The organism is Vibrio sp. Y42_MX_L11 (assembly GCF_024181785.1).
Taxonomy (GTDB): Bacteria; Pseudomonadota; Gammaproteobacteria; order Enterobacterales; family Vibrionaceae; genus Vibrio; species Vibrio diabolicus.
In genome coordinates this window covers 237,066-263,928 of the sequence record NZ_JAMZAP010000004.1, presented here as the reverse complement: position 1 = coordinate 263,928, position 26,863 = coordinate 237,066, and the positions used below count along the sequence as shown (strand labels likewise).

The window sequence follows — 26,863 nt, the reverse complement described above, 5'->3', positions numbered from 1 at the left end:
AACTCCACACATACGTGCCGAAAAATATTGGTAATACTCTCTGATGGAAGTGTCGCACTTATAAAGAGCAGAGTTATCACTGCCCATGCTTCTAATCAAATTCATATAGCTCCTTACAACAAGAGCAAGGAGCCATTCAATGAAGCTAGATGTTCTGTTTAATAAGCTCAATGACTTTTGTTATCTCATCTTGCTCAAGTGCGCCCTCTTTGACGAACAGAATTTTGCCCGTTTTGTCTTGAACAATAATGGCCGAACTTTCTTCTTTCAGGTCCCAAGTATTAGCAACTACGCCATTTTCATCAAGAACCATGGATGACCAAGGAAACTCTTTTTTACTGTCTTGAGCTGAAGACTTCACGAAAGAGCCTGTCCCCCAAATTGCATCATCTTGGTTGATGATAGTCGTCGTCTGGTAGCTTTCTTGTGGAAAATTTGCCGCTGTTATTGCTGACATTAAAGGGGCATTCATCTCTTTTGAACTGCTACGGCCTGCAATGGCTTGAATGACACGAACTTTGCCTTGCATATGTTGAGTTGCCCAGGGTTGGTATGCAACGCCTTCGCCTTGTAAAACAATCTCGCCGTAAGCGGCAACATTGACAGGAGGAACGCTTTTTCCCACTGACAAGTTGTGTGCAAAGGTCAAGCTTGGCGTTAAGGCCAGTAATAGAGGTAGGAGAGTCTTAGTTTTCATATTGTTATATTCCGTACGAGGTTTGGAAGCTTCCAGTATATATCCAGATCCTAGAAATTTGTAGGACCGTTGATAACATTTATTTAACGTATGGAGTGGTGTAATCTTGCGTTATATTTAGAATTTGCTAAAATGAGTTCCGTCGCAAATTGCGCATTAAGATTGCAGAGGAAAAATAAGCAATCCGTGTTTTCTCAAAGGAATTGAGGTGAGTTATGCTACGTGAGTTTGCTGTATATCGACCATTACAAGTGGCCCGTTTTGTTAAAACGTTGTTCAAAGGTCAATTTTTTATTGTTGGGGTTGGCTGTTTTCAGTTCGACAATGGCAAAGTGTTACTACCTGACGTCAACGATCATAAAAGGCTCACCATCTTTAAAGAAGTCAACCAAGTGATAGCATCATTATCGGCTTAGTTAGCTTGGTACCCACTTAGATTTAGAAAAGAGCGACCATATCGGTCGCTCTTTTTGTTGCTGGTTAGGTTTATCCTTGGAGGCTTGGTGGGAAGCAAACTCCCGTTCCTCCGATGCCACAGTAACCATCAGGGTTTTTCGCCAAATATTGCTGGTGGTAGGTTTCCGCAAAGTAATACGGACCTGCTGGTTGTATTTCGGTGGTGATGTTCGCGCGTTGCTCTTCTTGCAGTGCTTGTTGATACAAGAGTTTCGATTTCTCTGCGCTCTCGAGCTGCTCCGTCGAATAAGTGTAAATTGCTGAACGATATTGAGTACCTAAGTCGTTACCTTGACGCATTCCCTGAGTTGGGTCGTGTTTTTCCCAAAAAACAGCCAGTAGCTTTTCTAATGAGATGACGCGTTCATCGAAAACGACTCGTACGACTTCTGTATGACCCGTTTTACCTGTACAGACCTCTTCATAGGTGGGATTGGGTGTGTACCCCCCAGCGTAACCGACCGAAGTAGATACAACGCCGTCGAGTTGCCAAAATACGCGCTCAGCGCCCCAAAAACAGCCCATTCCGAGCAAAATCTGCTGTTGGTGTGACGCCAGAGGCGCCTTTAGGTTAGATTTATTTACAAAATGATGATCGTCAATCTGCATTGGTTGATCTCTACCTGGCAAGGCATCTTCTATACTGATCAATGTTTGTTTGTTGAGCATGGTATTTGTCCTTCAATACGTGTCTTAAATTTGCGAACTTTTTCATTTCGTCTGTATCTGATGCTGTGATGACATAGACCGCGTTAAACCTATTAATATTACAGACTTAGAATCTAATTGGCGTTATCATTATTTACGTTTACTTAACCTCATTCAGCCATAAAAGCATGATAAAAAAAGCTCTCCCCACCATTGTTGGCCTGTTTGCCTTTTCTCATGGTGCCTATGCCGATGTTTCTTTGACTTTGAAAGGCATTGATGGCGCTTTAGAAGAGAATGTCAGTGCGTATCTATCATCTATTCCAGAGAAGGATTACTCCACTTCTCTGCGTTTTCAAGCGAGATTAGATCAAAGTATCACTGAAGCGCTTAACGCGCTTGGGTATTATCATGCAAAAATTTCATACTCTATTCCTGAAGCGAATGATGAGTTAATTGTGCTCATCAAGCCGGGCTTGCCAGTGAAAGTGAAAGTCATGGATGTGGTCATCACTGGAGAGGCCAAGGACGATGAAGAGTTTGCAAAACTTATTGAGCGCTCTCCGCTCAAAGTTGGCCAAGTTTTGAATCAAGGCCAATACGACACCCTTAAGTCAGGCATTCGTAACTTGGCGCTTCAGCGTGGTTACTTCAATGGTGAGTTTACGCTAAGTCGATTAGAGGTTATCCCTGATCTGAACGAAGCTAATGTCCGTTTGCACTACAGCAGTGGAATACGTTTCAATTTTGGCGACGTTTCTTTTATTGGCAACCACATCTGGGAAGATCGTGTCGCATCATTACAACCTTTTAAAGAAGGGGACCCATACAACGTTTCGAAGCTGGGCGAGTTTAACCAGAAGCTATCAAATACGGAGTGGTTTTCCTCAGTTTTTGTTGAGCCTGAATTGGATAGGCTTGATGATGGCCGAGACTTGCCAATTAAAGTGTCTTTATCTCCTGCTTCGAAGAATCAGATCGAGACGGGTATTGGTTACTCAACGGATGTCGGCGTTCGAGGAACGTTGAAGTGGAAGAAACCTTGGGTGAGCTCCCGAGGACACAGTTTCAACACTGCTTTATCCCTATCTAAGCCAGAGCAAACCGTGACTGCTTCTTACAAAATTCCTTTAGAAGATGTCGCTAACGATTATTATCAAGTTCAATATGGGCTTAAAAACCTAGACAACCGTGACACACAGAGTATCGAGTCTAACCTTGCAGTGGAACGTCATTGGTTAGCAGACGGTGGTTGGCATAATACCGTTTATGTTCGTCATTTGTACGAGAGCTTTACGCAAGGTTTACAAGATGATGAATTCAACTTCGTACTTCCAGGTGCGACATTTTCTCGGACTAGGGTTCGAGGGGGCAATATGCCAATGTGGGGAGACAAGCAAAGCATCACTATTGAGTATGGTGATACCGCTATGCTTTCTGAAACTAGAGTGCTCCGCTTAATTGGCTCGACTTCTTGGATTCGTGGTATTGGAGAGAATCATCGTGGTTTGTTCCGCCTAGAAGGTGGTGCGAATATTACCGATGAACTTGAAAAGCTATCACCGTCGCTGCGTTTCTTCGCTGGTGGTGACAATAATATTCGTGGTTACGGCTATGAATCTATTTCACCTGTGGATGAGAGTGGTGCTTTGACGGGTGGTAAATACATTGTTAGCAGTACATTAGAATACCAATATCGTGTTTATGGAAACTGGTGGGCTGCAACGTTTTACGATATTGGTGATGCGTTTAATGAAACACCAGATTGGAAATCAGGTGCTGGTGTTGGTATCCGCTGGGCGTCTCCGGTGGGCCCTGTTAGTTTTGATTTTGCATGGGGGTTGGATGCAAAACCAGAACGAGAGTTTCGTATCCACTTCTCATTGGGGCCTGAGCTATGATCAAAATGATGTTTAAGTGGACCAAATGGCTGTCGCTCAGTTTGATTGGTCTATTGCTGTTGCTCATCATTATTGTCGCGACAGTTTTGTTTACCCACCCAGGCCTCAAATTTGCCTTGTGGGGAGCTGAAAAAGCATTACCACAATTGCAGATTGAAAAAGTGCAGGGTTCATTGTTTCCTCGCTTCGAACTGCATAACGTCAGTTTTGTCGATGAGTCTTTGAATATCGACGCCAAAGTTGAGCGTTTAGCTTTGGCAGTGAACTTCCGCTGTTTCTTTGACCCTAAGGTCTGTGTCGATGAGTTAAGACTGCAGGGGCTTGACTTTAAGATGCCAGAGCTACCGCCAGCAAGCGAGGAGCAAGAGGAAACACAACCACTGCGTTCTATCAGTACGCCAGTGCCAATTTTTGTTAATAAAGTCAGCTTTAATGACATCAATGTCAATGTGCTGGGCAATCAAATTGATTGGCAAACGTTCTCGACCGCTTTGTCGATGCAAGGCGATCGTTTGGTGATCGCACCAACTGCGTTGAAAGACATTAATGTTGCGCTCGCACCAAGTGAAGCGACCCCAGAAGCGGTTGTTGAAGAGCCGAAAGAAGCCGATGCTACGCCGCAAGATATTGTGTTACCCGAAGTATGGATTCCACTGACGGTGGAAGCGCGCCGTCTGGATATTCACAACTTTAAACTGGCAGGTGAAACGCCAGTGATCGTCAATCATCTTGGTTTGGTTGCAAGAGCAGGCGGTGAACGTGTTGATGTCAAAACGTTAGAGCTCGACATGCCAGAAGTGGAAGGCAAGTTGAGCACACAAGTGACGCTTTCTTCTGATTACCCTATCAAAGCGCAACTGGACGCGTTAGTGAAGCAAGCGGATGCGAAGGGACAAAAACTGTCGCTTTCGGTCTCGGGTTCGGTTGGTGATTTGTCACTAAATGCTACGCTTTCTGAGCTTGTACAAGCGGAGATCAAAGGTGATATTCAACCGCTTAAAACGCAGTTACCGTTTGATGTCGCGATTAAAAATGTACAGGCGCAATGGCCGCTATTTGGACAAAGCGATTACCAGGTTTCTGTACCAAGCTTGGCGGCAAAAGGCTCACTTGATGGCTACGAAGTCGCATTAGAAACCAAAGCGTCAGGCAAAGATATTCCCGCCGTTGATGTCGCACTAAACGGCAAAGGTACGTTAGAGCAAATTGACCTCGAAAGCCTTGTAGTGAAAACCTTAGGGGGCGAACTCTCTGGGAAAGTCATGGCCAATTGGGCCGCGCCAATCAACTGGCAAGCTGACTTAAACCTGAAGAACATTCAACCAGGATTGCAGTGGAAAGAAGCCGAAGGGGATATTAGCGGTAATCTTTCGACTTCGGGGTCGTTAACAGAACAAGGCGGTTGGCAAGTCAGTTTGCCTAAGTTAGACATTGACGGCATTTTGCGAGGTTATCCGCTGAATGTTGAAGGGCAACTTGAAGCGTCTGATAAGAACGGCAAAGGCGAAGACATCCAACTTACCACTCAGGGTTTAGCGCTTTCTCATGGCCCGAACCAACTGAGTGCAAAGGGTAAGATCGATAAGCAAATTCTGATGGATGTTGAGGTTAACTTCCCTGATTTTGCGAAAAGTGTTCCGGATCTTGCAGGTAAAATGCAAGGTAAAGTCGCACTACGTGGTAGCTTGAAAGAACCAGACATCAATCTTGATCTCGCTTTAAATCAGATAAACTGGCAGCAACAGGCGAACGTAGAAACGATCACCTTAAAGGGTGATGTGAAGCCTCTGCCAGCACCAAAAGCGAACATAAGCCTAATTGCGAACAACATTACCTATGACGACATAAAAGTTGATAGTGCTGACCTTGAAGTCTCTGGGGATGAAAAACTGCATCAACTTACGCTCGATGTAGTGTCTGACCTGGTGTCGACCAGTTTAGAAATTGAAGGGACATTCCAGCAGAAACCAGAAATGATTTGGGATGGGGCGCTGCGCCGCTTGACGCTGAGCTCGCAACAAGGCCCGTGGGCGTTGCAAAAATCGACCGCGGTGAAGGTCAATATCGACAAACAGATCGCGAACGTTCAAGCGCATTGTTGGTTGCAAGCGGAGTCGAGCGTATGTCTAACCGAAGACATTAGTGTCGGTAAGAGTGGCCAGGCGAAGTTAGCCATCAATGATTTTGATTTTGACCAAATCAAACAATTCCTGCCGCCAGAAACCAAGCTGCAAGGCTCGGTTAATGCACAGGCTTTTGCTAAATGGGCACCAGAGAAAAAGCCTGAAGTAACCTTAAGTGTCAATATGCCAAAAGGCCAAGTTGAACAAGCGCTTGAACAGCCAATTAAAGTCGGTTGGGAAAGCTTCAACTTTAAAGCAGCATTAGCGAAAGACAAGCTTGATGCCGAGTGGCTATTTGATGTGAAAGATAACGGTGACTTGTCTGGTAAGGTTTCTTTACTGAATGTCTCGACTGAAAAGCCCACTATTGATGGTAAGGTTTCACTCTCTACGTTCCACTTGGATTTCTTGGCACCGTTGATTGGTGAGTACAGCTTGTTTAAAGCAAACATGAATACTGACCTAGCGATATCAGGTGACGTCATGCATCCGAAGGTTAATGGTCAGTTCTTGATTGACCAAATGAAGCTACAGGGTGAAGTCACACCGATAGATATAAACTCAGGGCAGGTCGTCATCAACTTTAAAGGCCATCAAGCGGACTTGGATGCCGGAATTTTAACCCCGGATGGTGAGTTGAACGTTATCGGTGATGCCGATTGGCAGGACTTACAGAACTGGCGCACTAAAGCGCGTGTATTTGCTAAAGAGCTCAATGTTGATTTGCCCCCAATGGTAAAAATCAAAGTTGAGCCTGACATGACAATAGATGTGACTCCTCAGCTTGCGAAAATTGAGGGTGATATTAATTTGCCATGGGGCAGAATTGTCGTCGAAGAGCTTCCACCAAGTGCGGTAGGCGTATCGAGTGATACCGTTATTCTCGATAAAAACTTGCAGCCAGTGGACGATGTGGCTGCGATGCCGTTTGATGTGGAAACGAACATCAACATTAAAATTGGTGATGACTTCCAACTTGCCGCTTTTGGTTTAAAAGGTGGGTTGAAAGGGAACCTAAACGTGACACAAAAAGACAAAGGTCCTTTCATCGTTGGTGAAGTGAATGTTGTCGACGGTTCTTATCGTTCGTTTGGTCAGGACTTATTGATTAAAGAAGGTAAGATTCTGATGAATGGTCCACCAGATCAACCTTACTTGTCTATCAAAGCGATTCGTAATCCAGACAATACCCAAGATGATGTCATTGCGGGGGTACAAGTGTCAGGCCCAGCATCTGATCCGAGTATAGAAATTTTCTCAGAGCCCGCGATGAACCAAGCCAATGCACTTTCTTATCTACTTCGTGGTCAAGATATTGATGGTGAAGCCGGTGGTAATGCAATGACGACTACCTTAATTGGTTTAAGCTTGGCGAAGAGTGGTCGTGTGGTTGGTGAAATCGGTGAAGCCTTTGGCGTACAGGATTTACAGTTGGACACTGCTGGGTCGGGCGATGATTCGCAAGTGACGGTGAGTGGTTATATTCTGCCAGGTTTGCAGGTGAAATATGGTGTCGGCATCTTTAACTCCCTAGGTGAGTTCACTGTGCGTTACCGATTGATGCAAGACTTGTATTTAGAAGCGGTATCTGGTGTAGATAGCGCCGTTGACCTACTCTATCAGTTTGAGTTCGATTAAAGTGCTTTAACCTAAGCATACACAGTCATGACTAAGGAGTGGTTATGCAGCATTTGATTTTTGTCTACGGCACGTTACGCAAGGGAGAGTACAACCATCAGTATTTGCGCTCGGCGCAGTTTCTTGGTTTACATGAAACGGATGCTCAATTTGCAATGTATGACTTAGGCCCTTATCCAGCGTTGTCTGATGGGCAACGCTCGATTCAAGGTGAAGTGTACCTGATTGACAGTGAAACCTTATCTGAGCTAGATAGGTTAGAAGATGTGCCAGTGGAATATCGCCGAGAGAGCATCGTTACGCCTTTTGGCCAAGCTTGGATCTACTTATATCAAGATACTGAGCAGCTAACCGAAGAAATCGCTTCCGGAGATTGGTGTCAAAAGGTGTGAGCTATACTGACATTATCAATAGCAACGAGCTAAACACTAAGGAGTCACGATGAAAGCATTCGTAATTGGAGTAATGGCGTTGCTTCTTGCTGCATGCGCACAAACAACACTACCGACTTCGAATAATGTGACCGATTGGCAAGTGTTTGGTAAGCAGTCAGCTTTAGATGGATTACGGGAGTTATCTGAGGAGCGAATTGCGAAGCTGGATGATGTTAACCATGCGACGCCAGAACTGATAATGGCTTATCAAGCGGGTTACCAGCAAGGCAAACAAGAGTATTGTGAGCAAAGTGCTTATATGCTCGGTGTTATCGGGCGGCCGTATTTTGGCATTTGTGATGATGTTGACCCCTTCTTTCAACATGACTACGACGCTGGACGAATGTCTTCAGCAGGCGCACCTATCTAGTTGACACAGGTAAGATGAAAGCAAAAGAGCTGCCCTAGAGCAGCTCTTTTTAATTTTGTATCAGCAGTGATGCTTATTTTTTCTGAGCTCGTTCGTAAGATTCTAGGATTTCAGCTTTGGCGGCAGCAACATCTGCCCAACCATCCACTTTCACCCATTTGCCTGCTTCAAGCTCTTTGTAACGCTCAAAGAATTGCGTGATCTGCGCTTTCAGTAGTTCTGGGATATCGTCCACATCTTGGATGTGCTCGTACTCTTTCGAGATTTTTGAGTGGGGAACCGCAAACACTTTTGCATCTTCACCCGATTCATCTGTCATCTTCAAAACGCCAACAGGACGGCAGCGAATGACTGAACCTGGCATGAGTGGGTATGGTGTTGGTACCAATACGTCGACTGGGTCGCCATCAAGAGACAGGGTATTGTTCACGTAGCCATAGTTGCATGGGTAGAACATTGGTGCAGACATGAAACGGTCGACAAATACAGCACCAGAGTCTTTATCTACTTCGTACTTGATTGGATCTGCATTTGCAGGAATTTCGATAACGACATAGATATCTTCAGGCAGCGACTTGCCTGCTGGTACATGGTTTAAGCTCATTAGAATATTCCTTTTCATTAACGATGAGTCACACAAAAGCGGCTTCATCTGATGATAAATTCGCGTTTCACTTTAGCGACAAAAACGCGACAGGTAAACACCTGCCGCGTTGGACAAAGGTCTGAAATTATTCTTCGTCGCGGTGCAGTTCAAGGAACTCTTCAACTTTGCGAACCATGTTCTTCGAACCCACAAAGAAAGGTACACGCTGGTGCAACTCAGTAGGCTTGATGTCCATAATGCGATTCACGCCGTCCGATGCAATGCCCCCAGCTTGCTCAATGAGGAATGCCATAGGGTTACATTCGTAAAGCAGGCGTAGCTTGCCTTGTGGGTGGCTTTGTGTGCTTGGGTAAAGGTAGATACCACCTTTCAGTAGGTTGCGGTGGAAATCAGCAACCAGCGAGCCAATGTAGCGAGAAGTGTATGGGCGACCGTCTTCTGGCACGTTTTCTTGGCAGTACTTGATGTACTTCTTCACCCCTTGAGGGAAACGAATGTAATTACCTTCGTTGATGGAGTAGATCTTACCATCATCAGGAATCATCATGTTTTCATGAGAAAGACAGAAGCTGCCGATAGATGGGTCGTAAGTAAAGCCGTTTACGCCGTTACCAGTTGTGTATACCAACATGGTGGAGGAGCCGTAAATCACGTAGCCCGCAGCCACTTGCTTGTGACCAGGTTGTAGGAAGTCTTCTTCAGTTGGTGGAGTACCGATTGGAGAAACACGACGGTAAATCGAGAAGATAGTACCAACAGAGACGTTCACATCGATGTTAGAAGAACCATCAAGTGGGTCCATCAGTACCACATATTTGGCGTTTTGGTTGAGCTCTTTGTTGAAAGCAACCGCTTCGTCTTCTTCCTCACTGGCAACACCACACACTTGGTCACGAGCTTCAAGCGCGGCTTTGAACTTATCGTTTGCGTAAACATCGAGCTTTTGCTGGTCTTCACCTTGGACATTTTCCGTGCCTACAGCACCAGTGATATCACCGAGACCCGCTGCGTTGATTTCGCGGTTAACGATTTTTGCAGCTAAACGAATGGAGGCTAAAAGGGATGATAGATCACCGCTAGCGTGGGGGAAATCCGCTTGTTTTTCGACAATGAACTCGCCTAGGGTGCGCAGTCCTGACATGGTTAATCCTTACATTTTCATTTCATTGGGGGTAGTGCGCAAGTGAGCATCTCTTTATGGATGTTAAACGATTGCGCTGGATGTAAGTTTAAGTCGCAGATCTTTTTAATGGTAATGAAGTAACTGTTTGAGATCTCAATTTATTTGTAGACTTGTTTGAGGGATTCATCAGTAAGCAAGAGGTTGTACAGTCTGTGTTCAACCTTGTCATATTTGTGAAAGGGACTGCAAGAAGAAGGCTAAAGTCTCTCGCTTTTCTGGTTGTGATCGCGATAATGAAAGCATTAAAGAACGCATTACAAGGTTTAGTTTATGCACATTCATATCTTGGGTATCTGTGGCACATTTATGGGCGGCGCTGCGATTTTAGCGCGCCAATTAGGGCATAAAGTCACTGGTTCTGATGCCAACGTTTACCCACCGATGAGCACGTTGCTTGAGTCTCAAGGTATTGAAATTATTGAAGGCTTCGACCCGTCTCAACTCGACCCTCAACCAGACCTTGTGGTGATCGGTAATGCCATGAGCCGTGGTAACCCATGTGTTGAACATGTGCTCAATACCAACATGCGCTACACCTCTGGTCCGCAGTGGCTCAACGAGTTTTTGCTGCACGAACGCTGGGTATTGGCGGTATCGGGTACACACGGTAAAACGACTACGTCGAGCATGCTGGCTTGGATACTCGAAGACTGCGGTTATCAACCTGGTTTCCTAGTTGGTGGAGTACTTGGTAACTTTGGAGTCTCTGCTCGTTTGGGTGAAAGCATGTTTTTTGTCGTTGAAGCGGACGAATATGACAGTGCTTTTTTCGATAAGCGTTCTAAGTTTGTGCACTACCATCCTCGAACCTTAATCATGAACAACCTTGAGTTTGATCATGCTGACATCTTCGATGATCTAGAGGCGATCAAGCGCCAATTCCATCATTTAGTGCGAACGGTTCCCGGCAATGGCTTAATCTTAGCTCCGAAGCAAGACCAAGCTTTGGCGGATGTATTAGAGCGTGGTTGCTGGACAGAAAAGCAGTTTTCAGGTGTTGATGGCGACTGGCAGGCGCACAAATTAGTGGTCGATGGCTCAAAATTTGAAGTTGCTCTACAAGGCGAGAAGGTCGGTACCGTCGAATGGGATTTGGTGGGTGATCATAACGTTGATAATGCGTTAATGGCGATTGCCGCGGCGCGACACGTTGGCGTAACGCCGGAACTTGCTTGTCAGGCTCTGGGCCGTTTCATCAACACTAAGCGTCGTTTAGAGCTCAAAGGTGAAGAACAAGGCATCACGGTTTACGATGATTTTGCGCATCACCCAACGGCAATTGAACTCACCGTCGGTGGTTTGCGTAACAAGGTAGGCGAAAAACGCATTCTTGCCGTGTTGGAACCTCGTTCTGCCACTATGAAGCGCGGCGTGCACAAAAACACACTCGCGGATTCGCTACACAGCGCAGATGAAGTGTTCTTATTCCAACCAGACAACATCGAATGGTCGGTGCAAGATATCGCGGAACAATGTCAGCAACCTGCTTTTGTTGACGCTGACATCGATAACTTTGTAGCGAAAATCGTTGAACGTGCGCAGCCCGGTGACCAAATCCTCGTGATGAGTAATGGTGGCTTTGGCGGTATTCACGGCAAGATTCTCGAGCAACTTAAACAAAAAGTCTGATTTTATGCAAAACAAACAGCAGCAAGCAGAAAAAGCCATCACTTTAGCGTTAACTGGAGCATCTGGTGCGCCTTATGGTCTGCGCCTTTTAGAATGTTTGGTCGCGGCGGATTATCATGTCTACGTTCTGATCTCTTCGGCGGCTCGTGTCGTTATGGCAACCGAACACAACCTTAAGTTGCCAAGTGGGCCAGAAGCCGCAAAGCAAGCGTTGGTGGAACACCTCAACTGTGACCCAAATAACATCACCGTTTGCGGTAAAGATGACTGGTTCTCGCCGGTTGCGTCTGGTTCTGCTGCACCCAAGCAAATGGTGGTTTGCCCATGCTCTGCGGGAAGCGTTGCGGCCATAGCACACGGTATGTCGGACAACTTGATCGAACGGGCCGCTGATGTAGTAATGAAAGAGCGTGGGCAGTTGTTGCTCGTCGTTCGCGAAACACCATTTTCAACGCTGCATCTGGAGAACATGCACAAGCTATCGCAAATGGGCGTCACCATCATGCCAGCGGCTCCGGGTTTCTACCATCAGCCAAAGAGCATTGAAGACTTAGTGGATTTTATGGTGGCGAGAATTCTCGACCACTTAGGTATTGAGCAAGGTTTAGTGCCTCGTTGGGGTTATGACCAGCGTTCGTGAGCTGATTGTGTAACCACTCAAATACCTTTACAATCCATCCAACTCATCGGGGAGCAAACCCATTTAGCATTGAGTCAATCAATGCATTTGGGCGCTGAGACCTAAGTTCTTAACTAGGGACCCGTATTACCTGAACCAGATAATGCTGGCGTAGGAATTGAGTCTGGATATTGGAAGTCCTTAATAGCCGCCTCAAACCCTGTGCCGCTCAACTTATTTCTCTGAAATACCCATGGAGAGCGAGCAGTGAAAACCACTTCAAGTCTGATTGCCTTAGCTGCAATTACCTCTACTTCAGCGTTTGCTGCTGAAAACCCATTAACTATTTATACCTACGATTCTTTTGCCGCAGATTGGGGGCCGGGTCCTAAAATCGAGCAAGCTTTTGAAGCAAAATGTGGCTGTGACGTTAACTTCGTGGCGTTGGACGATGGTGTGTCGATCCTGAATCGTCTTCGTCTTGAAGGCGGTAATAGCAAAGCCGACATCGTGTTAGGTTTGGATAACAACCTGATGGCTGAAGCGAAGAAAACCGGTCTGCTTACCGAGCACAATGTGGATACGGCCAACACAGTGTTACCAAACGGTTGGAGCGATACGACGTTTGTACCGTACGATTACGGCTACTTCGCGTTTGTGTACAACAAAGAGAAACTGGCTAATCCGCCGAAAAGCATGAAAGAGCTGGTGGAAACGCGCGACGATTTGAAAGTGATTTATCAAGATCCGCGTACGTCAACGCCGGGCCAAGGCTTGATGCTGTGGATGAAATCCATTTATGGCGACGATGTGACGCAAGCGTGGCAGAAGCTAGCGAGCAAAACCGTAACGGTCACGAAAGGTTGGTCAGAAGCGTATTCCATGTTCCTTAACGGCGAGTCGGACTTAGTGCTTTCTTACACTACGTCACCTGCGTACCACTTAATTGCGGAAAACGATTCAAAGTTTGCGACGGCGAATTTTGCTGAAGGTCACTACATGCAAGTTGAAGTCGCCGCTAAAGTGAAAGGGGCAAAAAATTCAGAACTTGCTGATCAATTTATGAATTTCATTTTAAGTGATGAGTTCCAGTCAGCGATGCCAACGGGTAACTGGATGTACCCTGTTACTGACGTTGAGTTACCTAAAGGTTTTGAAACCTTGAGCGTTCCAAACAAGTCGTTGAGCTTTAGTGCTGATGAAGTGGCAAAAATGCGTAAGTCTTGGATTCGCGAATGGCAAAGCGCACTGACGTTTTAGCTGACGTTCCACCCCTCATCTGAATGAGATAGGTTTTACCTTTGAATTCTGTTCCAAAAATAGGTTTAGGGGTCGCGATGATCATCGCGACCTTTGTTGTTTCTGCCCTAGGTGCTTTGATTGTTCAAGCCCCTTCACTTGATGTGTCTGTGGTATGGGACGACCCGTATTATCAACATGTCACCAAGTTCAGCTTCTACCAAGCTTTTCTTTCCACATTGCTCAGTGTTGGCTTTGCCATTCCAGTTGCGCACGCGCTTTCACGTCGCCAATTTTGGGGTAAGTCATTACTTCTTAAGCTGTTTGCATCGACGCTAGTTTTGCCTGTTTTGGTTGGTGTTTTCGGGCTATTAGCGATTTATGGCAACAGCGGTTTGTTAGCGCAGTGGCTACAGAGTTTCGATAGCAAACTGCCATTTTCTATTTACGGTTTGAACGGCATTTTACTCGCCCATGTGTTCTTTAATTTACCTTACGCGGCGCGCTTGCTGTTGCAAGCATTAGAATCTATTCCTGCCGAGCAACATAAGCTGTGTGCGCATTTAGGTATGAACCATTGGAATAAGTTTCGTTGGGTGGAATGGCCGCGTTTAAGACAGCAACTTCCCCACGTTTGTGGTTTGGTATTTATGCTGTGCTTCACCAGTTTCGCCACTGTAATGGCATTGGGGGGCGGGCCAAAATCCACCACCATTGAATTGGCAATTTACCAAGCGATTAAGTTTGATTTTGATTTACAAGCTGGGGCGTTATTGGCGCTGTGGCAGATGCTGTTATGTGGACTGCTTGCCATTGGAGTGCAGAAGTTAACAAAGCCTGTTTCTATCAGTGCTGGCAGCACATCGGTACAGCAATATTTAACGAAGGATCATGGGTGGTCAAAAGCTTGGGATAGCTTTTGGATCATAGGTGCCTTTTTACTGGTGATACCACCGTTATTGATGGTGTTACTGAGTGGCATCAACCAACAAGTTTGGACGGTGTTAACCGATGAACGTTTTTGGTCTGCGTTATTTAACTCACTCAAAGTGGCAGGGTCAGCCAGTGCGCTTGCGGTTGTTGCGGGCGTGTCTATATTGTTGACCAGTCGCCGTTGGCGGTTGCAGTACAAAAACACGCGAGCCGATCAGATTGAGCTAATCGGCACCATTATTTTGGTGACGCCAGGTTTGGTGATTAGCACCGGATTATTCTTGCTGTTGCGATCATTTACCGATGTTTTTAGCTTGGCGTTTTTTGTTGTGATTCTGGTGAACGGTTTGATGGCTTTGCCTTACGTTATCAAAACGCTGGCACAGCCAATGCTGCACATCGAGCAGCAATACCAGTATGTGTGCGCCAGTTTAGGCATGCGTGGCTGGCAACGCTTTAAAGTGGTGGAGTGGCAGGCGCTGCGCAAGCCATTCGCACATGCGTTTGCGATCAGCTTTATGTTTGCGATTGGCGATTTAAGTGCTATCGCGTTGTTTGGCGGACAAGAGTTCCGCACTTTACCTCTGTATTTATTCCAGCTGCTTGGCAGCTATCAGATGGACGCGGCTGCGGTGGTATCGGTGACCTTGTTGTTGTTGAGTGTGGGCTGTTTTGCCTTGATTGAGAAAGTATTGAAAACGAAGGAGAGAGCGTAATGTTAGTGTTGGATGATGTGCAGTACACCTACCAACGTGAGCTGTTTCGTTTTGACTTAACGATTGAGCAAGGTCAGATTGTGTCGCTGATGGGACCAAGTGGGGCTGGAAAATCGACGTTGCTGGCGTTGGTGGCTGGATTTATCCATCCTGACCAAGGTGACATTCGGGTTGATGGTGAGTCTATTGTGCGTAAAGAGCCTTATCAGCGTCCTTTCTCCATGCTGTTCCAAGAGCATAACTTGTTTTCTCACTTGTCGGTGCGTGACAACATTGGCTTAGGTTTACACCCAGGGCTGAAGCTCACGGTAGACCAAAAGCGTCAGGTTGAACAAGCCGCGCAGCAAGTTGGCGTTGCAGAGTACCTCGACCGTTTGCCTGAGCACCTTTCTGGTGGGCAGCGTCAACGTGTTGCCTTGGCGCGTTGTTTTGTTCAGCCTCATCCTATGTGGCTGTTGGATGAGCCGTTCTCGGCGCTTGATCCGGTGTTGCGTGAAGAGATGCTAGGCTTGGTAAAAAAACTGGCAGCAGAGCGGGGAATAACCGTATTGATGGTCACGCACCATTTAAGCGATGCCAAAGCGATTGCCAGCCACTTTGTGTTTGTGGCAGATGGTAAAGTGGAAGCCGCGGGTGATATGTCTGCATTGAGTGAACAGCATGCTAGTGAGAAGCTTGCGGCATTTATCCGAGCAGCATGCTAGTGCCTGATAGTTGCTAGGTTATGCTTCTCCGCAACACAAACCATGCCGAGGGCCAAATTCAAATTGAGATCTTAAGCTCATGATATGGTCAATCATTGCTTGTACGCGCCGTGGGCGGTTTGCTCCAGGACGATAGACTAGATAAATAGGCATTGGTACCGTGTGCCATTGCGGCAACACTCTGACTAAGGTGCCACTTTCTAGCTCTTGCGTCATGTTTTGCACAGGTAAGTTAGCGATGCCTAGTCCTTTAAGTGCACCTTTCAATATTGCTTCTACAGTTGTACTTGAGAAGTTACTGGTTATTGAAACATTGACGGTATTATCGTGTGAGATCAGCGTCCAAGGCCCTATTTCTGAAACATATTGATACCTCAAACAGTTGTGTTTTGTCAGATCTTCTGGCGTTTTAGGTACGCCACACTCAGCTAAATACTCAGGACTGGCGGCCAATACTCGGGTGGTGTAGCCCAATTTTTTAGCAATCAGTCGATCATCGACGATCTGGCCGACTCGAATTGCCATATCAAAACCGTGTGAAAACAGATCAACAAAATCGTTCGATGCTTCTAACGCAATTTGTACTTTTGGGCATTGTTTTAAAAATGGTAAAAAGATGTGCTCAGCCATATACGCGTCCAAGGCTGGTGGCGCAGCAATGCGAAGCCGACCTTGGATCTGCTGTTCCATTTCCTGAACGTCTTGACCAATCGAGTGAAATTCCTCAACTAAGCTTGCAGCACGCTCTAAAACCATTTGACCAGCTTCGGTAATCACCAACTTTCGGGTCGTGCGCTCTAGGAGCTTGGCTTCAAAGTGTTGTTCGAGTTTGGTTATGGCTTTACTAACAGTAGATTTTGGTAGGTTTAACTCCAGCGCGCACTTGGTTAAGCTCAGTAGTCGACAGCTTGTGACAAAGATAGAGAGCGTCCTAAAGTCAATTGTTTCTAAATTTCGAACAATCACTTTCAATTATCCATATTGTTTCAATATTGATCTGATTATAGTCTGGCTCTTCATCCTTAGCCATCAAGTTATTGTCATTTGAGGTAAACAACATGTCCAACTCTGTAGACTTATTTTCTCCTATCGAACTCGGTCAATTAGCATTAAATAACCGTGCCATTATGGCCCCTTTAACGCGCGCTCGTGCCAGCGCAGATCATATCCCGAATGACCTTATGGTTGAGTACTATGCTCAACGCGCGAGTGCTGGACTTATCATTGCTGAATGCACCATGGTGATGGAAGGAACGTCTGCTTTTATGGCAGAGCCGGGCATTTACAGCGAAGAACAAATTGCAGCTTGGAAAAAGGTAACGGATGCGGTTCATGAAAGAGGCGGGAAGATCGTCTTGCAAATTTGGCATGCGGGACGCGCTTGTCATCCTGAACTGAATGACGGGAAAACGCCTGTTGCAGCGAGCGCACTAGCCATTCGTGATGAGTTAGTCCATACCCCTTCAGGTAAGCAAGCATATACGGTACCACGAGCACTCGAAGTGGATGAGATAGCTTCCATTGTGGCAGCGTTTAAGCAAGGTGCGGAAAACGCCAAGAGAGCAGGCTTTGATGGTGTGGAGATACATGGCGCCAATGGTTATCTTATCGATAACTTTCTTCGTGATGGATCGAATTTACGTACTGATGAGTACGGTGGCTCGGTCGAAAATCGTGCTCGTTTCTTACTTGAGATAGTTAAAGAAGTGGTCGAGGTATGGGGATCTGGAAGAGTAGGGCTGCGCACATCACCATTAAATGGGTTTAATGATATGAAAGACAGCGATCCGGTTGGCTTGGTTCGTTACTTAGCTAAGCAACTTAATGCTTTCGATCTTGCTTATTGGCACGTGATGCGTGCGGATCTAAAGGGCGTACAAAAAGCAGATGTTCTCAAGCCAGCACGCGAAAACTATCAAGGTCACTTAATGGCGAACGTGGGCTACAGTGCACAAGAAGCGACAACGGCAATTGCAGAAAATCAAGTTGATGTGGTCGCATTTGGCGTTCCATTTATCGCCAACCCTGATTTAGTTGAACGATTTAAGAAAAATGCACCTCTTAATGAGGCAAAACCTGAGCACTTTTATTTAGGTGGAGCAGAAGGTTATACCGATTACCCAGTAATGGCATAATCCTTACTTGTTCAATATAAAAAGGACGCTAATGTTAGCGTCCTTTTTCGTTTCTTTAGTTGTTTAACCTTGCGGTTTCACGACCATCACATTGATTGGAGAATATTCCACGACCTTACTTGCGACAGAGCCAAGCATTACTTTATTGATTTTAGAACGCTTGTGACTTGGCATAATGATGAGATCAGCGCCCAAGCGCTCTGCATAATCAAGAATCGTCGCGTAGGCTTTGCCCTCAGCAACATGCACTTGGTACACAACATCTTCAGCAATATGCTTATTGGCGAAAGCTTTTAATTGCTGCTTCACGTCTTGCTTCATTTTGGCTGCTGCATCTTTTGGGAAGTATGTAGCAACCATCGACATGTGAATTCCAGGTAATACTGTTAGAAGGTGGATTTGCGCATTCGCTTGCTTTGCCTGCCAAACCGCTAGTTCAACCGCTCGGTCTGAAAAGCCTTGGTCATTTAGATCAACCGGAACAAGAATTTGTTTGTACATTCAATGTCTCTCACTAAGGCCCCTTGTCCTCGGGGCCAAATCGGTTATGCGCTCAATTGTTCCTTACGAGCACGACGTTTTTGGTTCATGGCAAGCACCAGCAAAATCATTAAGCATGGCACAAATACCCATTCTTTCATCGGACGTTCTGCATCTTGGATAACCCACTTGATCTCCCAATCAAAGTCGATACCTGCAGACTCTGCCGGGCTACCAAACTCGACCATATCGACAATCATTTTGTTGTCGCTTTCGGTCAGCATCAGACCCATAGACGAAATGCGTGCTTCCGCTGTTGTCGCACTGTCTTCGAATGGAAGACGAACCGTTTTCTCGATGTAGTCGCCCTCAAGGTTTTCGCCGGCAACACGTAGCTCCAATGATTCTCCTACATTTAGCGTTTCCGTGATTTGAGCTACCTCAACGCCAGGAGAAAGAACTTTCGCTGGATACAGCATGTCCCACCAAAAACCAGGACGGAAAAACGAAAATGTCAGTACTAATAATAGAACGGTTTCCCACCACTTGTTACGCGTGAACCACCATCCTTGTGTTGCGGCGGAGAAGATCAGCATCGCAATGATCGATGAGATGACAGTGAGTGCTAAATGCCACCAAGAGTCTATCCCCATCAACAGTAGCTGGGTATTGAACACAAACATGAATGGCAAAATGGCGGTTCGAATATCGTAAGTAAAGCCTTGGATACCTGTACGAATTGGGTCTGATTTAGCAATCGCAGCCGCCGCAAATGCCGCAAGACCTACGGGTGGGGTGTCGTCGGCCAAAATACCAAAGTAGAACACGAACAAGTGCACCGCAATGAGTGGGATGATCAAGCCATGTGCCGCACCTAGCGTGACAATAACCGGTGCCATCAACGTAGAGACGACGATGTAGTTCGCCGTTGTCGGTAGACCCATCCCAAGAACCAAGCTGATTATTGCAGTAAACAGCAGCATAAGAATGATGCTACCGCCAGAGATAAACTCGACGAAGTCGGTCATCACTAGGCCGATACCCGTCAGCGTGACAACACCAACCACGGTACCTGCCGCTGCCGTTGCAACGCCGATACCAATCATGTTACGAGCGCCAGCAACTAAGCTCTCAGCCAGATCGACGAAGCCATCTTTGGTTTGCTGCATCATGTCACCTTGCTTTGATAACAGAGCAATCAATGGACGCTGAGTCAGCAAAATGAAAATCATGAACACCGTTGCCCAGAATGCTGAAAGACCTGGCGAGAAGCGCTCTACAGTCAGACACCAAACCAATACAACGATAGGCAGTAGATAGTGCAAACCAGATTTAACCGTTGGGCCAGGATCAGGTACTTCTGTTAACTCTGCATCAATCTCAATTGCGCCATCTTGCACGTGATTTGCTGAGATCTTCACCAAGCCAACGTACGCAATTAACAGGGCAACCGTAACAATTGGCGTCGCGGCATCACCAAAGACATCTTTCGTCCAACCCACTCCGTAGTAAACCAATGCGCTGATCACACACAGTCCTAAGATTGTGCCAGTAAAGGAAAGCAAACTTTGTACTAACGTTGGGTTGTGGCGACGAGGAAGACCTGTCATACCCGCTTTACACGCCTCAAGGTGAACGATGTAAATCAAAGCGATGTAAGAGATAAGTGCCGGAAGTAGGGCAGCCTTAATCACTTCAACGTAGGAGATACCGACATATTCCACCATCAAGAATGCCGCCGCGCCCATGATTGGTGGCGTTAACTGACCATTGGTTGAGGCAGCAACTTCAACGGCTCCCGCTTTGGTGCCCGGAAAACCGACACGTTTCATCAATGGAATGGTAAAGGTACCAGTGGTTACCACGTTTGCGATTGAAGAGCCAGAAACAAGCCCGGATAAACCAGATGCAACAACGGCCGCTTTTGCAGGACCACCTTTCATATGACCCAGCAAAGAAAAGGCGACTTTAATGAAGTAAGCACCTGCACCAGCGCGTTCCAGCATGGCGCCAAACAATACAAACAAGAACACAAAAGAGGTTGAAACGCCTAATGCGACACCGAATACACCTTCCGTTGTTAGCCATAAGTGAGACATGGCCTTGTTTAAGCTCGCTCCTTTATGCGCGATGACATCGGGCATGTAAGGGCCAGCAAAGGTGTAAGTAAGGAAGACAGCAGCAACCACCATCAGTGGTGGACCGAGCGCTCGGCGTGTTGCTTCTAAAAGGAGAACCATACCGATGACAGCAACGACGATATCTACCGTTGTTGGTGCACCGGAACGTCCAGCTAGCTCGGTATAAAAAAGGTAAATATATGCCGCAGAAAAACTACCTGCTAGCGCCAATATCCAATCGACAAGAGGGATATGATCGCGAGGGGAATTTTTCATCGCTGGATAAGCAGTGAAAGCCAAGAAGATCGCGAAGGTGAGGTGGATTGATCGCGCTTCCGTGTCGTTCAGTACGCCGAAATTAAAAATAAATGGTAGCGGAGATGCGTACCATAATTGAAATAGTGACCAACACAGAGGAACAAACCAAAGGATTCGTCCTTGCATTCCCGAGGGGCTACGTGCACCTGTGTCTGCCTGAGCCACCATTTCTTGCACATCTTGTGACGGAGCTTGATTCGTCGCCATGTACTTTTTCCTTATTATTGATGGTCCTGTCGGATTTTTTCGAGAACCACACTTCGCCTTTATCAGTGTAGCGAATGGAGCGAAGTTTGCTTTCGAGTATTTTGCTGCCTGAACTCAAAGTGTTGAATTTTGGAGACTCTGCTAGGCGGCGTTTAAGTTTTTCTTGGGTATGAACTCGCAATTTTCGGAAGAAAACTGGCGAATGAAGCATGCAGTTAGCACGTGCTACAACCTGCATGCTCAAACAGGCAGAAAACCATCTTTTCCTGCCTGTGAGTTTGGAGTCTGAGGAAATTACTTAATTAGACCCATTTCTTTGTAGTATTTTTCTGCACCTGGGTGAAGAGGAATAGAAAGACCAGCTTTCACCATATCTTCTTTCTTCAAGTTTGCGAATGCAGGGTGTAGACGTTTGAAGGTATCAAAGTTTTCAAACACAGCTTTTGCCACGTTGTAAGCGACATCGTCTGAAACGTCAGAGGTCGTTACCATTGTTGCTGCAACACCAAAGCTGTTTACGTCTTTGTCTGTACCGCGGTACATACCAGCCGGTACTGAGCTAAAGGCGTAGTATGGGTTGTCGGCAACAATTTTATCGATTTTAGGGCCTGTTGCTGAAACTAGCTTAGCATCACATGATGTTGTTGCTTCTTTGATTGAACCGTTCGGGTGGCCGACCATGTAAATGAAGGCGTCAATTTTGTTATCACAAAGTGCCTGAGAGCGTTCAGAGCCTTTTAGCTCAGACGCCAATTTGAAGCTGTCGTTTGTCCAGCCCATCGCTTCCATGACAACGCCCATCGTTGCACGGTCACCAGAGCCTGGGTTACCGATGTTTACTCGCTTACCTTTCAGGTCTTCAACGTTTTCAATACCTGAATCTGCACGAGCAATGATGTTGAAAGGTTCTGTATGAAGAGAGAACATTGCACGTAGCTTTTTGTACGGGCCTTGTTCCGCAAACTTACTCGTACCATTGTAGCCGTGGTACTGCCAATCCGATTGCACGATACCAAAATCTAACTCGCCAGCACGGATAGTGTTAACGTTGTAAATAGAGCCGCCAGTCGATTCTACTGAACAACGAATGTTGTGTTCTTTACGACCTTTATTGACCAATTTACAGATAGCACCACCAGTAGGGTAGTAAACACCTGTAACAGAGCCAGTACCGATAGTAATAAACTCTTGAGCGTTAACTGCGCCTGCACCCATTACTGCTGCAGCGATAGCGCCTACTTTGAGAAGTTTGTTAAATGCCATGAATTTCCCTTCCTTATATTCATTATTTACCCGGAAATAACCATAAATCACTTCTGGAGTTTCCTATTTGGAAACGGCATCTTTTCCAATCCAATCGTTTGAAAAAGCGAGCGAATCATAACAAAAAATTGGCAGAAAATTATCCAATTGTTAAATGTTATAGTTGATAAGTCTGAATCTTGTGCAGGAGGATAGTGTTAGATTTGTGATTTAATTCTTTTTATAACAAACACTTAATAAGTATTAAGTGAATGAAGTTAAAAAGATCAATTGCGTGATGTTAATCACAAAATAGGTGGTCAAATAATGGTCTGGATAAGCAAAAAATTTACATAAATCATGGGCTACAAAATGAGATTTCTTTTATAGCCCACAAAGAGTTAGCTGATCTAAATGTGAAAGAACTTAGCCAGTGTATTCGAACAGTTCACACACTGATTTGAACAACTGTTCAGTCGTAATCGCCATCGTTGGAGTGATAAAGATAGTGTCATCACCTGCAACAACACCAAGAATACCTTCGGATTTACCCAGTGAGTCAAGCAAGCGAGCAATCAACTGCGCAGCACCAGGGCCAGTATGGATAACAACTAATGCCGCGTTATGGTCAATGTCTAGCACCAGTTCACGCAAAGAGCTGCTTACAGTCGGTACGCCTAGCTCAGCAGGAAGGCAGTAAACCATTTCCATTTTTGCATTGCGTGTGCGGACGGCGCCAAATTTAGTCAGCATGCGTGATACTTTCGATTGGTTAATGCTTTCAAATCCTTGTTGTTTGAGTGCATCAACAATCTCACCCTGTGAGCCAAAGCTCTCTTCTTTTAATAGGGCTTTAAAGGCGCGGACTAAGTTGTCTTGTTTTTCTGAATTGCGCATAGTCATTACGAATCTCTTATTACGGGTCAGCAATTTTGCATATTCTCGCATATATATTCATGCGGTGCCAAAGAGTCCCAGTATTATGTTAGTTACGTCACTGTAAACTATATACCACATGGAATTCTTTAACTATATGAAGTAGGGCTGTTTTTGTTTTCTTGAATTCCTTGTCATTTCAACAGAATAAAAGAATAATCCAAGCCCCATTTGTAGCACGGTAACAGCGAGTTGCGCGAGGTCGCAAAGCTAGCGTTAATTGATTGTAATCAAGTTGTGATTCCGATAGCTTTATTTAAGTTGGTTACAAACTACCCTACGAATACGTTTATAAGAGAAATACTCTCAAGGAGAACTACATGAAAGTAGCCGTTATTGGTGCCGCTGGTGGCATCGGTCAAGCCCTGGCCCTTCTACTTAAGAACCGTCTTCCTGCTGGTTCTGATTTAGCCCTATACGATATTGCTCCAGTAACTCCTGGTGTGGCTGCTGATCTTAGCCACATCCCGACGCCAGTTTCTATCAAAGGTTACGCGGGTGAAGATCCTACTCCAGCACTAGAAGGTGCGGATGTTGTGCTGATTTCTGCAGGTGTTGCTCGTAAGCCTGGTATGGATCGCGCGGATCTATTCAATGTAAATGCTGGTATCGTTAAGTCGCTAGCGGAGAAGATTGCGGTTGTTTGTCCGAAAGCTTGTGTTGGTATTATCACAAACCCGGTAAATACAACAGTGCCAATTGCCGCTGAAGTACTTAAAAAAGCGGGTGTTTACGATAAGCGTCGCTTGTTCGGTGTAACAACACTGGATGTTATCCGTTCAGAAACATTCGTTGCAGAGCTAAAAGACAAAGATCCAGGTGACATTCGCGTACCTGTTATCGGTGGTCACTCTGGCGTAACGATCTTACCTCTACTGTCTCAAGTGGAAGGCGTTGAGTTTACAGCTGAAGAAGTAGAAGCATTAACGAAACGTATTCAAAACGCAGGTACCGAAGTTGTAGAAGCGAAAGCGGGTGGTGGTAGTGCAACACTATCAATGGGCCAAGCTGCATGTCGCTTTGGTCTGTCTCTAGTTCGTGCTCTTCAAGGTGAAGAAGGCGTAGTTGAATGTGCATACGTTGAAGGCGACGGTGAGCACGCGACTTACTTCGCACAGCCTGTGAAACTGGGTAAAGAAGGCGTAGAAGAAGTACTAAGCTACGGCAAACTCAGCGACTACGAAAAGTCTGCACTAGACGGTATGCTAGAAACACTAAATGGCGACATCAACATTGGTGTTGAATTCGCAAAGTAATCTAGAAAGCTCGAATAAGAAGAAAGCCGATCAAAATGATCGGCTTTTTTGATCTTTGGCTTCTCTGCTTCGTAATACTACTTGATCAAAACAACGTGGTGAAGGAGAAGATGATGGAAGCAAGTCGAATCCGTAAAGGCATGGTTGTTGAATGCCAGCAGGGCGTAGGTACGATATTGGTGGTCGACCGTGAAGCAGAGACGGTACTGTTGTCGAAACAAGGCTCTGATCAGCAGATTGCGGTTAGCTTTGATGAAATAGAAGATGACCCACAACTGCATGGCGGTAGTGACAGATATTACTAGCGCCTATCACGGCATTAGGTATCAGATACAAAAAAGGAAGAGCACGCTCTTCCTTTTTGTTGTAAGTCTTGCGTTATGGGTTGCTATGATTACTTCGTGCGTTGTACCGCGACATGAGCCAGAGTAATAAGCGCTTGCTTGTATTCAGATTCCGGCAATACTGATAGTTCTTCGATTGCTTTGTCTGCTTCTTCTAGTGCTTTTTGCGTCGTGTATTCCAGAGATCCGGCCTCTTTCATCACCGCGAGAATTTCTTCTAAGCGATCCATGCCATTGGCCTTCTCAATTGCTTCGCGAATCATGAGGGCATTGTCTGGCGTGGTATTACGCATAGCGTGAAGTAGAGGCAAAGTTGGCTTGCCTTCAGCCAAATCATCCCCCACATTTTTACCCATGTCTTCGCCATCAGAGGTGTAATCCATGACGTCATCAATAAGCTGAAACGCAGTACCCAAATACTTACCGTAATTTTGCATTGCGATTTCAACATGCTCAGGAGCATCGTTTAAGATTGCGCCAATTTGAGTTGCAGACTCAAATAAGCGTGCCGTCTTAGAGTAGATGACTTGCATGTAGCTTTCTTCTGTCGTGTCAGGATCGTTACAGTTCATCAACTGCTGAACTTCACCTTCGGCGATCACGTTTACGGCGTTGCTCATTAGCTTAAGGATCTTCATGGATCCTAGCTCCGTCATCATTTGGAATGAGCGAGTATAGATAAAGTCCCCAACTAACACGCTAGCAGCATTGCCAAATGCAGCATTCGCAGTTGCTTTACCGCGGCGCATGTCTGATTCGTCGACCACGTCATCATGCAGCAAAGTCGCTGTATGGATGAACTCAATAAACGCAGCTGCCATTGTATGACCGTTGCCTTGGTAACCAAGTGCGCGGGCTGACAGTATCGCTAAAAGCGGTCTCAGACGTTTGCCTCCACCACTCACGATATAAAAACCGAGCTGGTTGATTAAAGAGACATCAGAATTAAGTTGGGCTTGAATTGTTTCATTCACTTTTGCCATGTCATCGGCAGTAAGCGCTTGGATAGTTTTAAAATCCATCGTATATCCGGCTGAAGTTAGACCCTGCAAGGCTTATTCGATTTATATAATTGTCGAATAATACACTAAAAAACGTTGATTAATACATTACTAAAGGGCATGATTGCCGCACTTTTCTTTGGCGATTAGCTTTTCGCCAATTTTTTCAAAATATGGCTTGTCATAGGAGCATCTATTCTGTAGAATCTGCGCCCTATTGATGATTAGTTTAGCGCACACCCTCAAGAAAGGCTGTGCGGAAAAAGCGGAGTAAAATATGTACGCTGTTTTCCAATCTGGTGGTAAACAACACCGTGTAAGCGAAGGTCAAACTCTTCGTTTAGAGAAATTAGACGTTGAAACTGGTGCAACTGTAGAATTTGATAAAGTTCTTCTTGTTGCTAACGGCGAAGACATCAAAGTTGGTGCTCCTCTTGTAGAGGGCGGCAAAATTGTTGCTGAAGTTGTACAACACGGTCGTGGCGATAAAGTTAAAATCGTTAAGTTCCGTCGTCGTAAGCACTCTCGTAAGCAACAGGGTCACCGTCAGTGGTTCACTGAAGTGAAGATCACTGGTATCAACGCTTAATCTATTAGGAGAGTTTAACAATGGCACACAAAAAAGCTGGTGGTTCTACTCGTAACGGCCGCGATTCAGAAAGCAAACGTCTAGGTGTTAAGCGTTTCGGTGGTGAATCTGTACTTGCAGGTAACATCATCGTTCGTCAACGTGGTACTAAGTTCCACGCTGGTAACAACGTAGGTATCGGTAAAGACCACACTCTATTCGCTCTTACTGAAGGTAAAGTGAAGTTCGAAGTGAAAGGTCCTAAGAACCGTAAGTTTGTAAGCATCGAAGCTGAGTAATTAGGTTTTTACCAAGTTACTTAATAGCTTTAAGCTGAATTCAAAAGCCCTGCCGAATCG

Annotated in this window: 25 protein-coding genes and 1 riboswitch; of the genes, 15 read left to right on the top strand and 10 right to left on the bottom strand. The window is 45.7% G+C overall.

What is annotated here, in order from left to right; all coding sequences use genetic code 11:
• Nucleotides 1-145: 145 nt before the first annotated feature.
• Complete coding sequence (locus tag NL643_RS06435) at nucleotides 146-697, bottom strand: YtfJ family protein (RefSeq protein ID WP_005379610.1); 552 nt, start codon at nucleotides 695-697, stop codon at nucleotides 146-148.
• 215 nt (nucleotides 698-912) lie between these two features.
• Between NL643_RS06435 and NL643_RS06430 the strand changes: the two genes are divergently transcribed.
• Nucleotides 913-1,113 (top strand): DUF1107 domain-containing protein, encoded by a 201-nt coding sequence (locus tag NL643_RS06430; RefSeq protein ID WP_005379612.1) that lies wholly within the window; start codon nucleotides 913-915, stop codon nucleotides 1,111-1,113.
• Nucleotides 1,114-1,183: 70 nt separating this feature from the next.
• Here NL643_RS06430 and msrA read toward each other — a convergent pair whose 3' ends face one another.
• Nucleotides 1,184-1,822 carry a peptide-methionine (S)-S-oxide reductase MsrA gene (msrA, locus tag NL643_RS06425; protein WP_005379620.1) on the bottom strand — a complete coding sequence of 213 codons (639 nt, stop codon included), beginning with the start codon at nucleotides 1,820-1,822 and terminating at the stop codon, nucleotides 1,184-1,186.
• Nucleotides 1,823-1,989: 167 nt separating this feature from the next.
• Here msrA and NL643_RS06420 point away from each other — a divergent pair, with 167 nt between their 5' ends.
• Genes NL643_RS06420 through NL643_RS06405 form a run of 4 tightly spaced genes read left to right on the top strand, consistent with a single transcriptional unit; the run spans nucleotide 1,990 to nucleotide 8,267 of the window.
• Nucleotides 1,990-3,702, top strand: a complete 1,713-nt coding sequence (locus tag NL643_RS06420) for an autotransporter assembly complex family protein (RefSeq protein ID WP_005379622.1) — start codon at nucleotides 1,990-1,992, stop codon at nucleotides 3,700-3,702.
• On the top strand, nucleotides 3,699-7,463 hold the full coding sequence (locus NL643_RS06415) for a translocation/assembly module TamB domain-containing protein (protein WP_172563393.1): 3,765 nt from the start codon (nucleotides 3,699-3,701) through the stop codon (nucleotides 7,461-7,463). The genes NL643_RS06420 and NL643_RS06415 overlap by 4 nt, the downstream gene beginning before the upstream one ends.
• Before the next feature lie 44 nt (nucleotides 7,464-7,507).
• Complete coding sequence (locus NL643_RS06410; protein WP_005379626.1) at nucleotides 7,508-7,855, top strand: gamma-glutamylcyclotransferase; 348 nt, start codon at nucleotides 7,508-7,510, stop codon at nucleotides 7,853-7,855.
• A 49-nt stretch (nucleotides 7,856-7,904) separates the two neighbouring features.
• Nucleotides 7,905-8,267, top strand: a complete 363-nt coding sequence (locus NL643_RS06405) for a DUF2799 domain-containing protein (RefSeq protein WP_017633454.1) — start codon at nucleotides 7,905-7,907, stop codon at nucleotides 8,265-8,267.
• Nucleotides 8,268-8,340: 73 nt separating this feature from the next.
• Here NL643_RS06405 and ppa read toward each other — a convergent pair whose 3' ends face one another.
• Entirely contained in the window at nucleotides 8,341-8,871 is a 531-nt protein-coding gene (gene ppa, locus NL643_RS06400; protein ID WP_005379635.1) for an inorganic diphosphatase, read from the bottom strand.
• Between the two features lie 127 nt (nucleotides 8,872-8,998).
• Nucleotides 8,999-10,015, bottom strand: coding sequence for a class 1 fructose-bisphosphatase (gene fbp, locus NL643_RS06395; protein ID WP_005383114.1), 1,017 nt, complete (start codon nucleotides 10,013-10,015; stop codon nucleotides 8,999-9,001).
• A gap of 312 nt (nucleotides 10,016-10,327) precedes the next feature.
• Here fbp and mpl point away from each other — a divergent pair, with 312 nt between their 5' ends.
• The 5 genes from mpl (at nucleotide 10,328) to thiQ (ending at nucleotide 15,897) form a co-directional block, all read left to right on the top strand.
• Entirely contained in the window at nucleotides 10,328-11,686 is a 1,359-nt protein-coding gene (mpl, locus tag NL643_RS06390) for a UDP-N-acetylmuramate:L-alanyl-gamma-D-glutamyl-meso-diaminopimelate ligase (RefSeq protein WP_253644114.1), read from the top strand.
• Between the two features lie 4 nt (nucleotides 11,687-11,690).
• Entirely contained in the window at nucleotides 11,691-12,326 is a 636-nt protein-coding gene (locus tag NL643_RS06385) for a flavin prenyltransferase UbiX (protein WP_006742964.1), read from the top strand.
• A gap of 37 nt (nucleotides 12,327-12,363) precedes the next feature.
• A riboswitch (TPP riboswitch) is annotated at nucleotides 12,364-12,500 on the top strand.
• A 72-nt stretch (nucleotides 12,501-12,572) separates the two neighbouring features.
• Nucleotides 12,573-13,565, top strand: a complete 993-nt coding sequence (thiB, locus tag NL643_RS06380; RefSeq protein WP_253644113.1) for a thiamine ABC transporter substrate binding subunit — start codon at nucleotides 12,573-12,575, stop codon at nucleotides 13,563-13,565.
• 41 nt (nucleotides 13,566-13,606) lie between these two features.
• Nucleotides 13,607-15,193, top strand: coding sequence for a thiamine/thiamine pyrophosphate ABC transporter permease ThiP (gene thiP / locus NL643_RS06375; protein WP_253644112.1), 1,587 nt, complete (start codon nucleotides 13,607-13,609; stop codon nucleotides 15,191-15,193).
• Nucleotides 15,193-15,897 carry a thiamine ABC transporter ATP-binding protein gene (thiQ, locus tag NL643_RS06370; RefSeq protein WP_253644111.1) on the top strand — a complete coding sequence of 235 codons (705 nt, stop codon included), beginning with the start codon at nucleotides 15,193-15,195 and terminating at the stop codon, nucleotides 15,895-15,897. Before thiP ends, thiQ begins: the two co-directional genes overlap by 1 nt.
• Nucleotides 15,898-15,915: 18 nt before the next feature.
• Here the strand turns inward: thiQ and NL643_RS06365 are convergent, their stop codons facing one another.
• Nucleotides 15,916-16,863 carry a LysR family transcriptional regulator gene (locus tag NL643_RS06365; protein ID WP_253644110.1) on the bottom strand — a complete coding sequence of 316 codons (948 nt, stop codon included), beginning with the start codon at nucleotides 16,861-16,863 and terminating at the stop codon, nucleotides 15,916-15,918.
• Between the two features lie 92 nt (nucleotides 16,864-16,955).
• On the opposite strand from NL643_RS06365, the gene NL643_RS06360 reads away from it, so the two are divergent.
• Nucleotides 16,956-18,032: an alkene reductase gene (locus NL643_RS06360; protein WP_253644109.1), complete on the top strand. Its 1,077-nt coding sequence runs from the start codon at nucleotides 16,956-16,958 to the stop codon at nucleotides 18,030-18,032.
• A gap of 63 nt (nucleotides 18,033-18,095) precedes the next feature.
• Here the strand turns inward: NL643_RS06360 and NL643_RS06355 are convergent, their stop codons facing one another.
• The 4 genes from NL643_RS06355 to argR all read right to left on the bottom strand — a co-directional run bounded on the left by NL643_RS06355 (nucleotide 18,096) and on the right by argR (nucleotide 23,296).
• Complete coding sequence (locus tag NL643_RS06355) at nucleotides 18,096-18,533, bottom strand: universal stress protein (RefSeq protein WP_005392306.1); 438 nt, start codon at nucleotides 18,531-18,533, stop codon at nucleotides 18,096-18,098.
• A 44-nt stretch (nucleotides 18,534-18,577) separates the two neighbouring features.
• Nucleotides 18,578-21,157: a TRAP transporter permease gene (locus NL643_RS06350; RefSeq protein ID WP_065644958.1), complete on the bottom strand. Its 2,580-nt coding sequence runs from the start codon at nucleotides 21,155-21,157 to the stop codon at nucleotides 18,578-18,580.
• A gap of 294 nt (nucleotides 21,158-21,451) precedes the next feature.
• Nucleotides 21,452-22,420, bottom strand: coding sequence for a TAXI family TRAP transporter solute-binding subunit (locus NL643_RS06345; protein WP_253644108.1), 969 nt, complete (start codon nucleotides 22,418-22,420; stop codon nucleotides 21,452-21,454).
• 405 nt (nucleotides 22,421-22,825) lie between these two features.
• On the bottom strand, nucleotides 22,826-23,296 hold the full coding sequence (gene argR, locus NL643_RS06340; protein ID WP_031780246.1) for a transcriptional regulator ArgR: 471 nt from the start codon (nucleotides 23,294-23,296) through the stop codon (nucleotides 22,826-22,828).
• A 359-nt stretch (nucleotides 23,297-23,655) separates the two neighbouring features.
• On the opposite strand from argR, the gene mdh reads away from it, so the two are divergent.
• A complete protein-coding gene (gene mdh / locus NL643_RS06335; RefSeq protein WP_005392300.1) occupies nucleotides 23,656-24,591 on the top strand; it encodes a malate dehydrogenase in 936 nt (311 codons plus the stop codon).
• Nucleotides 24,592-24,704: 113 nt separating this feature from the next.
• Nucleotides 24,705-24,896 carry a hypothetical protein gene (locus NL643_RS06330; RefSeq protein ID WP_005392299.1) on the top strand — a complete coding sequence of 64 codons (192 nt, stop codon included), beginning with the start codon at nucleotides 24,705-24,707 and terminating at the stop codon, nucleotides 24,894-24,896.
• Nucleotides 24,897-24,985: 89 nt separating this feature from the next.
• Here NL643_RS06330 and ispB read toward each other — a convergent pair whose 3' ends face one another.
• Entirely contained in the window at nucleotides 24,986-25,957 is a 972-nt protein-coding gene (ispB, locus tag NL643_RS06325) for an octaprenyl diphosphate synthase (RefSeq protein WP_005392297.1), read from the bottom strand.
• 256 nt (nucleotides 25,958-26,213) lie between these two features.
• Between ispB and rplU the strand changes: the two genes are divergently transcribed.
• Nucleotides 26,214-26,525, top strand: a complete 312-nt coding sequence (gene rplU, locus NL643_RS06320; protein WP_005383096.1) for a 50S ribosomal protein L21 — start codon at nucleotides 26,214-26,216, stop codon at nucleotides 26,523-26,525.
• Nucleotides 26,526-26,545: 20 nt separating this feature from the next.
• Nucleotides 26,546-26,803 carry a 50S ribosomal protein L27 gene (gene rpmA, locus NL643_RS06315; RefSeq protein ID WP_005383095.1) on the top strand — a complete coding sequence of 86 codons (258 nt, stop codon included), beginning with the start codon at nucleotides 26,546-26,548 and terminating at the stop codon, nucleotides 26,801-26,803.
• The last annotated feature ends 60 nt before the right edge of the window (nucleotides 26,804-26,863 follow it).

Excerpts from the sequence above, each read along its gene's own strand:
- ppa (WP_005379635.1), bottom strand. The coding sequence starts at position 8,871 with ATGAGCTTAAACCATGTACCAGCAGGCAAGTCGCTGCCTGAAGATATC.
- NL643_RS06345 (WP_253644108.1), bottom strand. The coding sequence starts at position 22,420 with ATGGCATTTAACAAACTTCTCAAAGTAGGCGCTATCGCTGCAGCAGTA.
- NL643_RS06415 (WP_172563393.1), top strand. The coding sequence starts at position 3,699 with ATGATCAAAATGATGTTTAAGTGGACCAAATGGCTGTCGCTCAGTTTG.
- mdh (WP_005392300.1), top strand. The coding sequence starts at position 23,656 with ATGAAAGTAGCCGTTATTGGTGCCGCTGGTGGCATCGGTCAAGCCCTG.
- NL643_RS06420 (WP_005379622.1), top strand. The coding sequence starts at position 1,990 with ATGATAAAAAAAGCTCTCCCCACCATTGTTGGCCTGTTTGCCTTTTCT.
- NL643_RS06350 (WP_065644958.1), bottom strand. The coding sequence starts at position 21,157 with ATGGCGACGAATCAAGCTCCGTCACAAGATGTGCAAGAAATGGTGGCT.
- msrA (WP_005379620.1), bottom strand. The coding sequence starts at position 1,822 with ATGCTCAACAAACAAACATTGATCAGTATAGAAGATGCCTTGCCAGGT.
- NL643_RS06435 (WP_005379610.1), bottom strand. The coding sequence starts at position 697 with ATGAAAACTAAGACTCTCCTACCTCTATTACTGGCCTTAACGCCAAGC.
- NL643_RS06430 (WP_005379612.1), top strand. The coding sequence starts at position 913 with ATGCTACGTGAGTTTGCTGTATATCGACCATTACAAGTGGCCCGTTTT.
- rplU (WP_005383096.1), top strand. The coding sequence starts at position 26,214 with ATGTACGCTGTTTTCCAATCTGGTGGTAAACAACACCGTGTAAGCGAA.
- NL643_RS06355 (WP_005392306.1), bottom strand. The coding sequence starts at position 18,533 with ATGTACAAACAAATTCTTGTTCCGGTTGATCTAAATGACCAAGGCTTT.
- rpmA (WP_005383095.1), top strand. The coding sequence starts at position 26,546 with ATGGCACACAAAAAAGCTGGTGGTTCTACTCGTAACGGCCGCGATTCA.
- NL643_RS06405 (WP_017633454.1), top strand. The coding sequence starts at position 7,905 with ATGAAAGCATTCGTAATTGGAGTAATGGCGTTGCTTCTTGCTGCATGC.
- NL643_RS06360 (WP_253644109.1), top strand. The coding sequence starts at position 16,956 with ATGTCCAACTCTGTAGACTTATTTTCTCCTATCGAACTCGGTCAATTA.
- ispB (WP_005392297.1), bottom strand. The coding sequence starts at position 25,957 with ATGGATTTTAAAACTATCCAAGCGCTTACTGCCGATGACATGGCAAAA.
- fbp (WP_005383114.1), bottom strand. The coding sequence starts at position 10,015 with ATGTCAGGACTGCGCACCCTAGGCGAGTTCATTGTCGAAAAACAAGCG.
- mpl (WP_253644114.1), top strand. The coding sequence starts at position 10,328 with ATGCACATTCATATCTTGGGTATCTGTGGCACATTTATGGGCGGCGCT.
- NL643_RS06330 (WP_005392299.1), top strand. The coding sequence starts at position 24,705 with ATGGAAGCAAGTCGAATCCGTAAAGGCATGGTTGTTGAATGCCAGCAG.
- argR (WP_031780246.1), bottom strand. The coding sequence starts at position 23,296 with ATGCGCAATTCAGAAAAACAAGACAACTTAGTCCGCGCCTTTAAAGCC.
- NL643_RS06410 (WP_005379626.1), top strand. The coding sequence starts at position 7,508 with ATGCAGCATTTGATTTTTGTCTACGGCACGTTACGCAAGGGAGAGTAC.
- thiQ (WP_253644111.1), top strand. The coding sequence starts at position 15,193 with ATGTTAGTGTTGGATGATGTGCAGTACACCTACCAACGTGAGCTGTTT.
- NL643_RS06385 (WP_006742964.1), top strand. The coding sequence starts at position 11,691 with ATGCAAAACAAACAGCAGCAAGCAGAAAAAGCCATCACTTTAGCGTTA.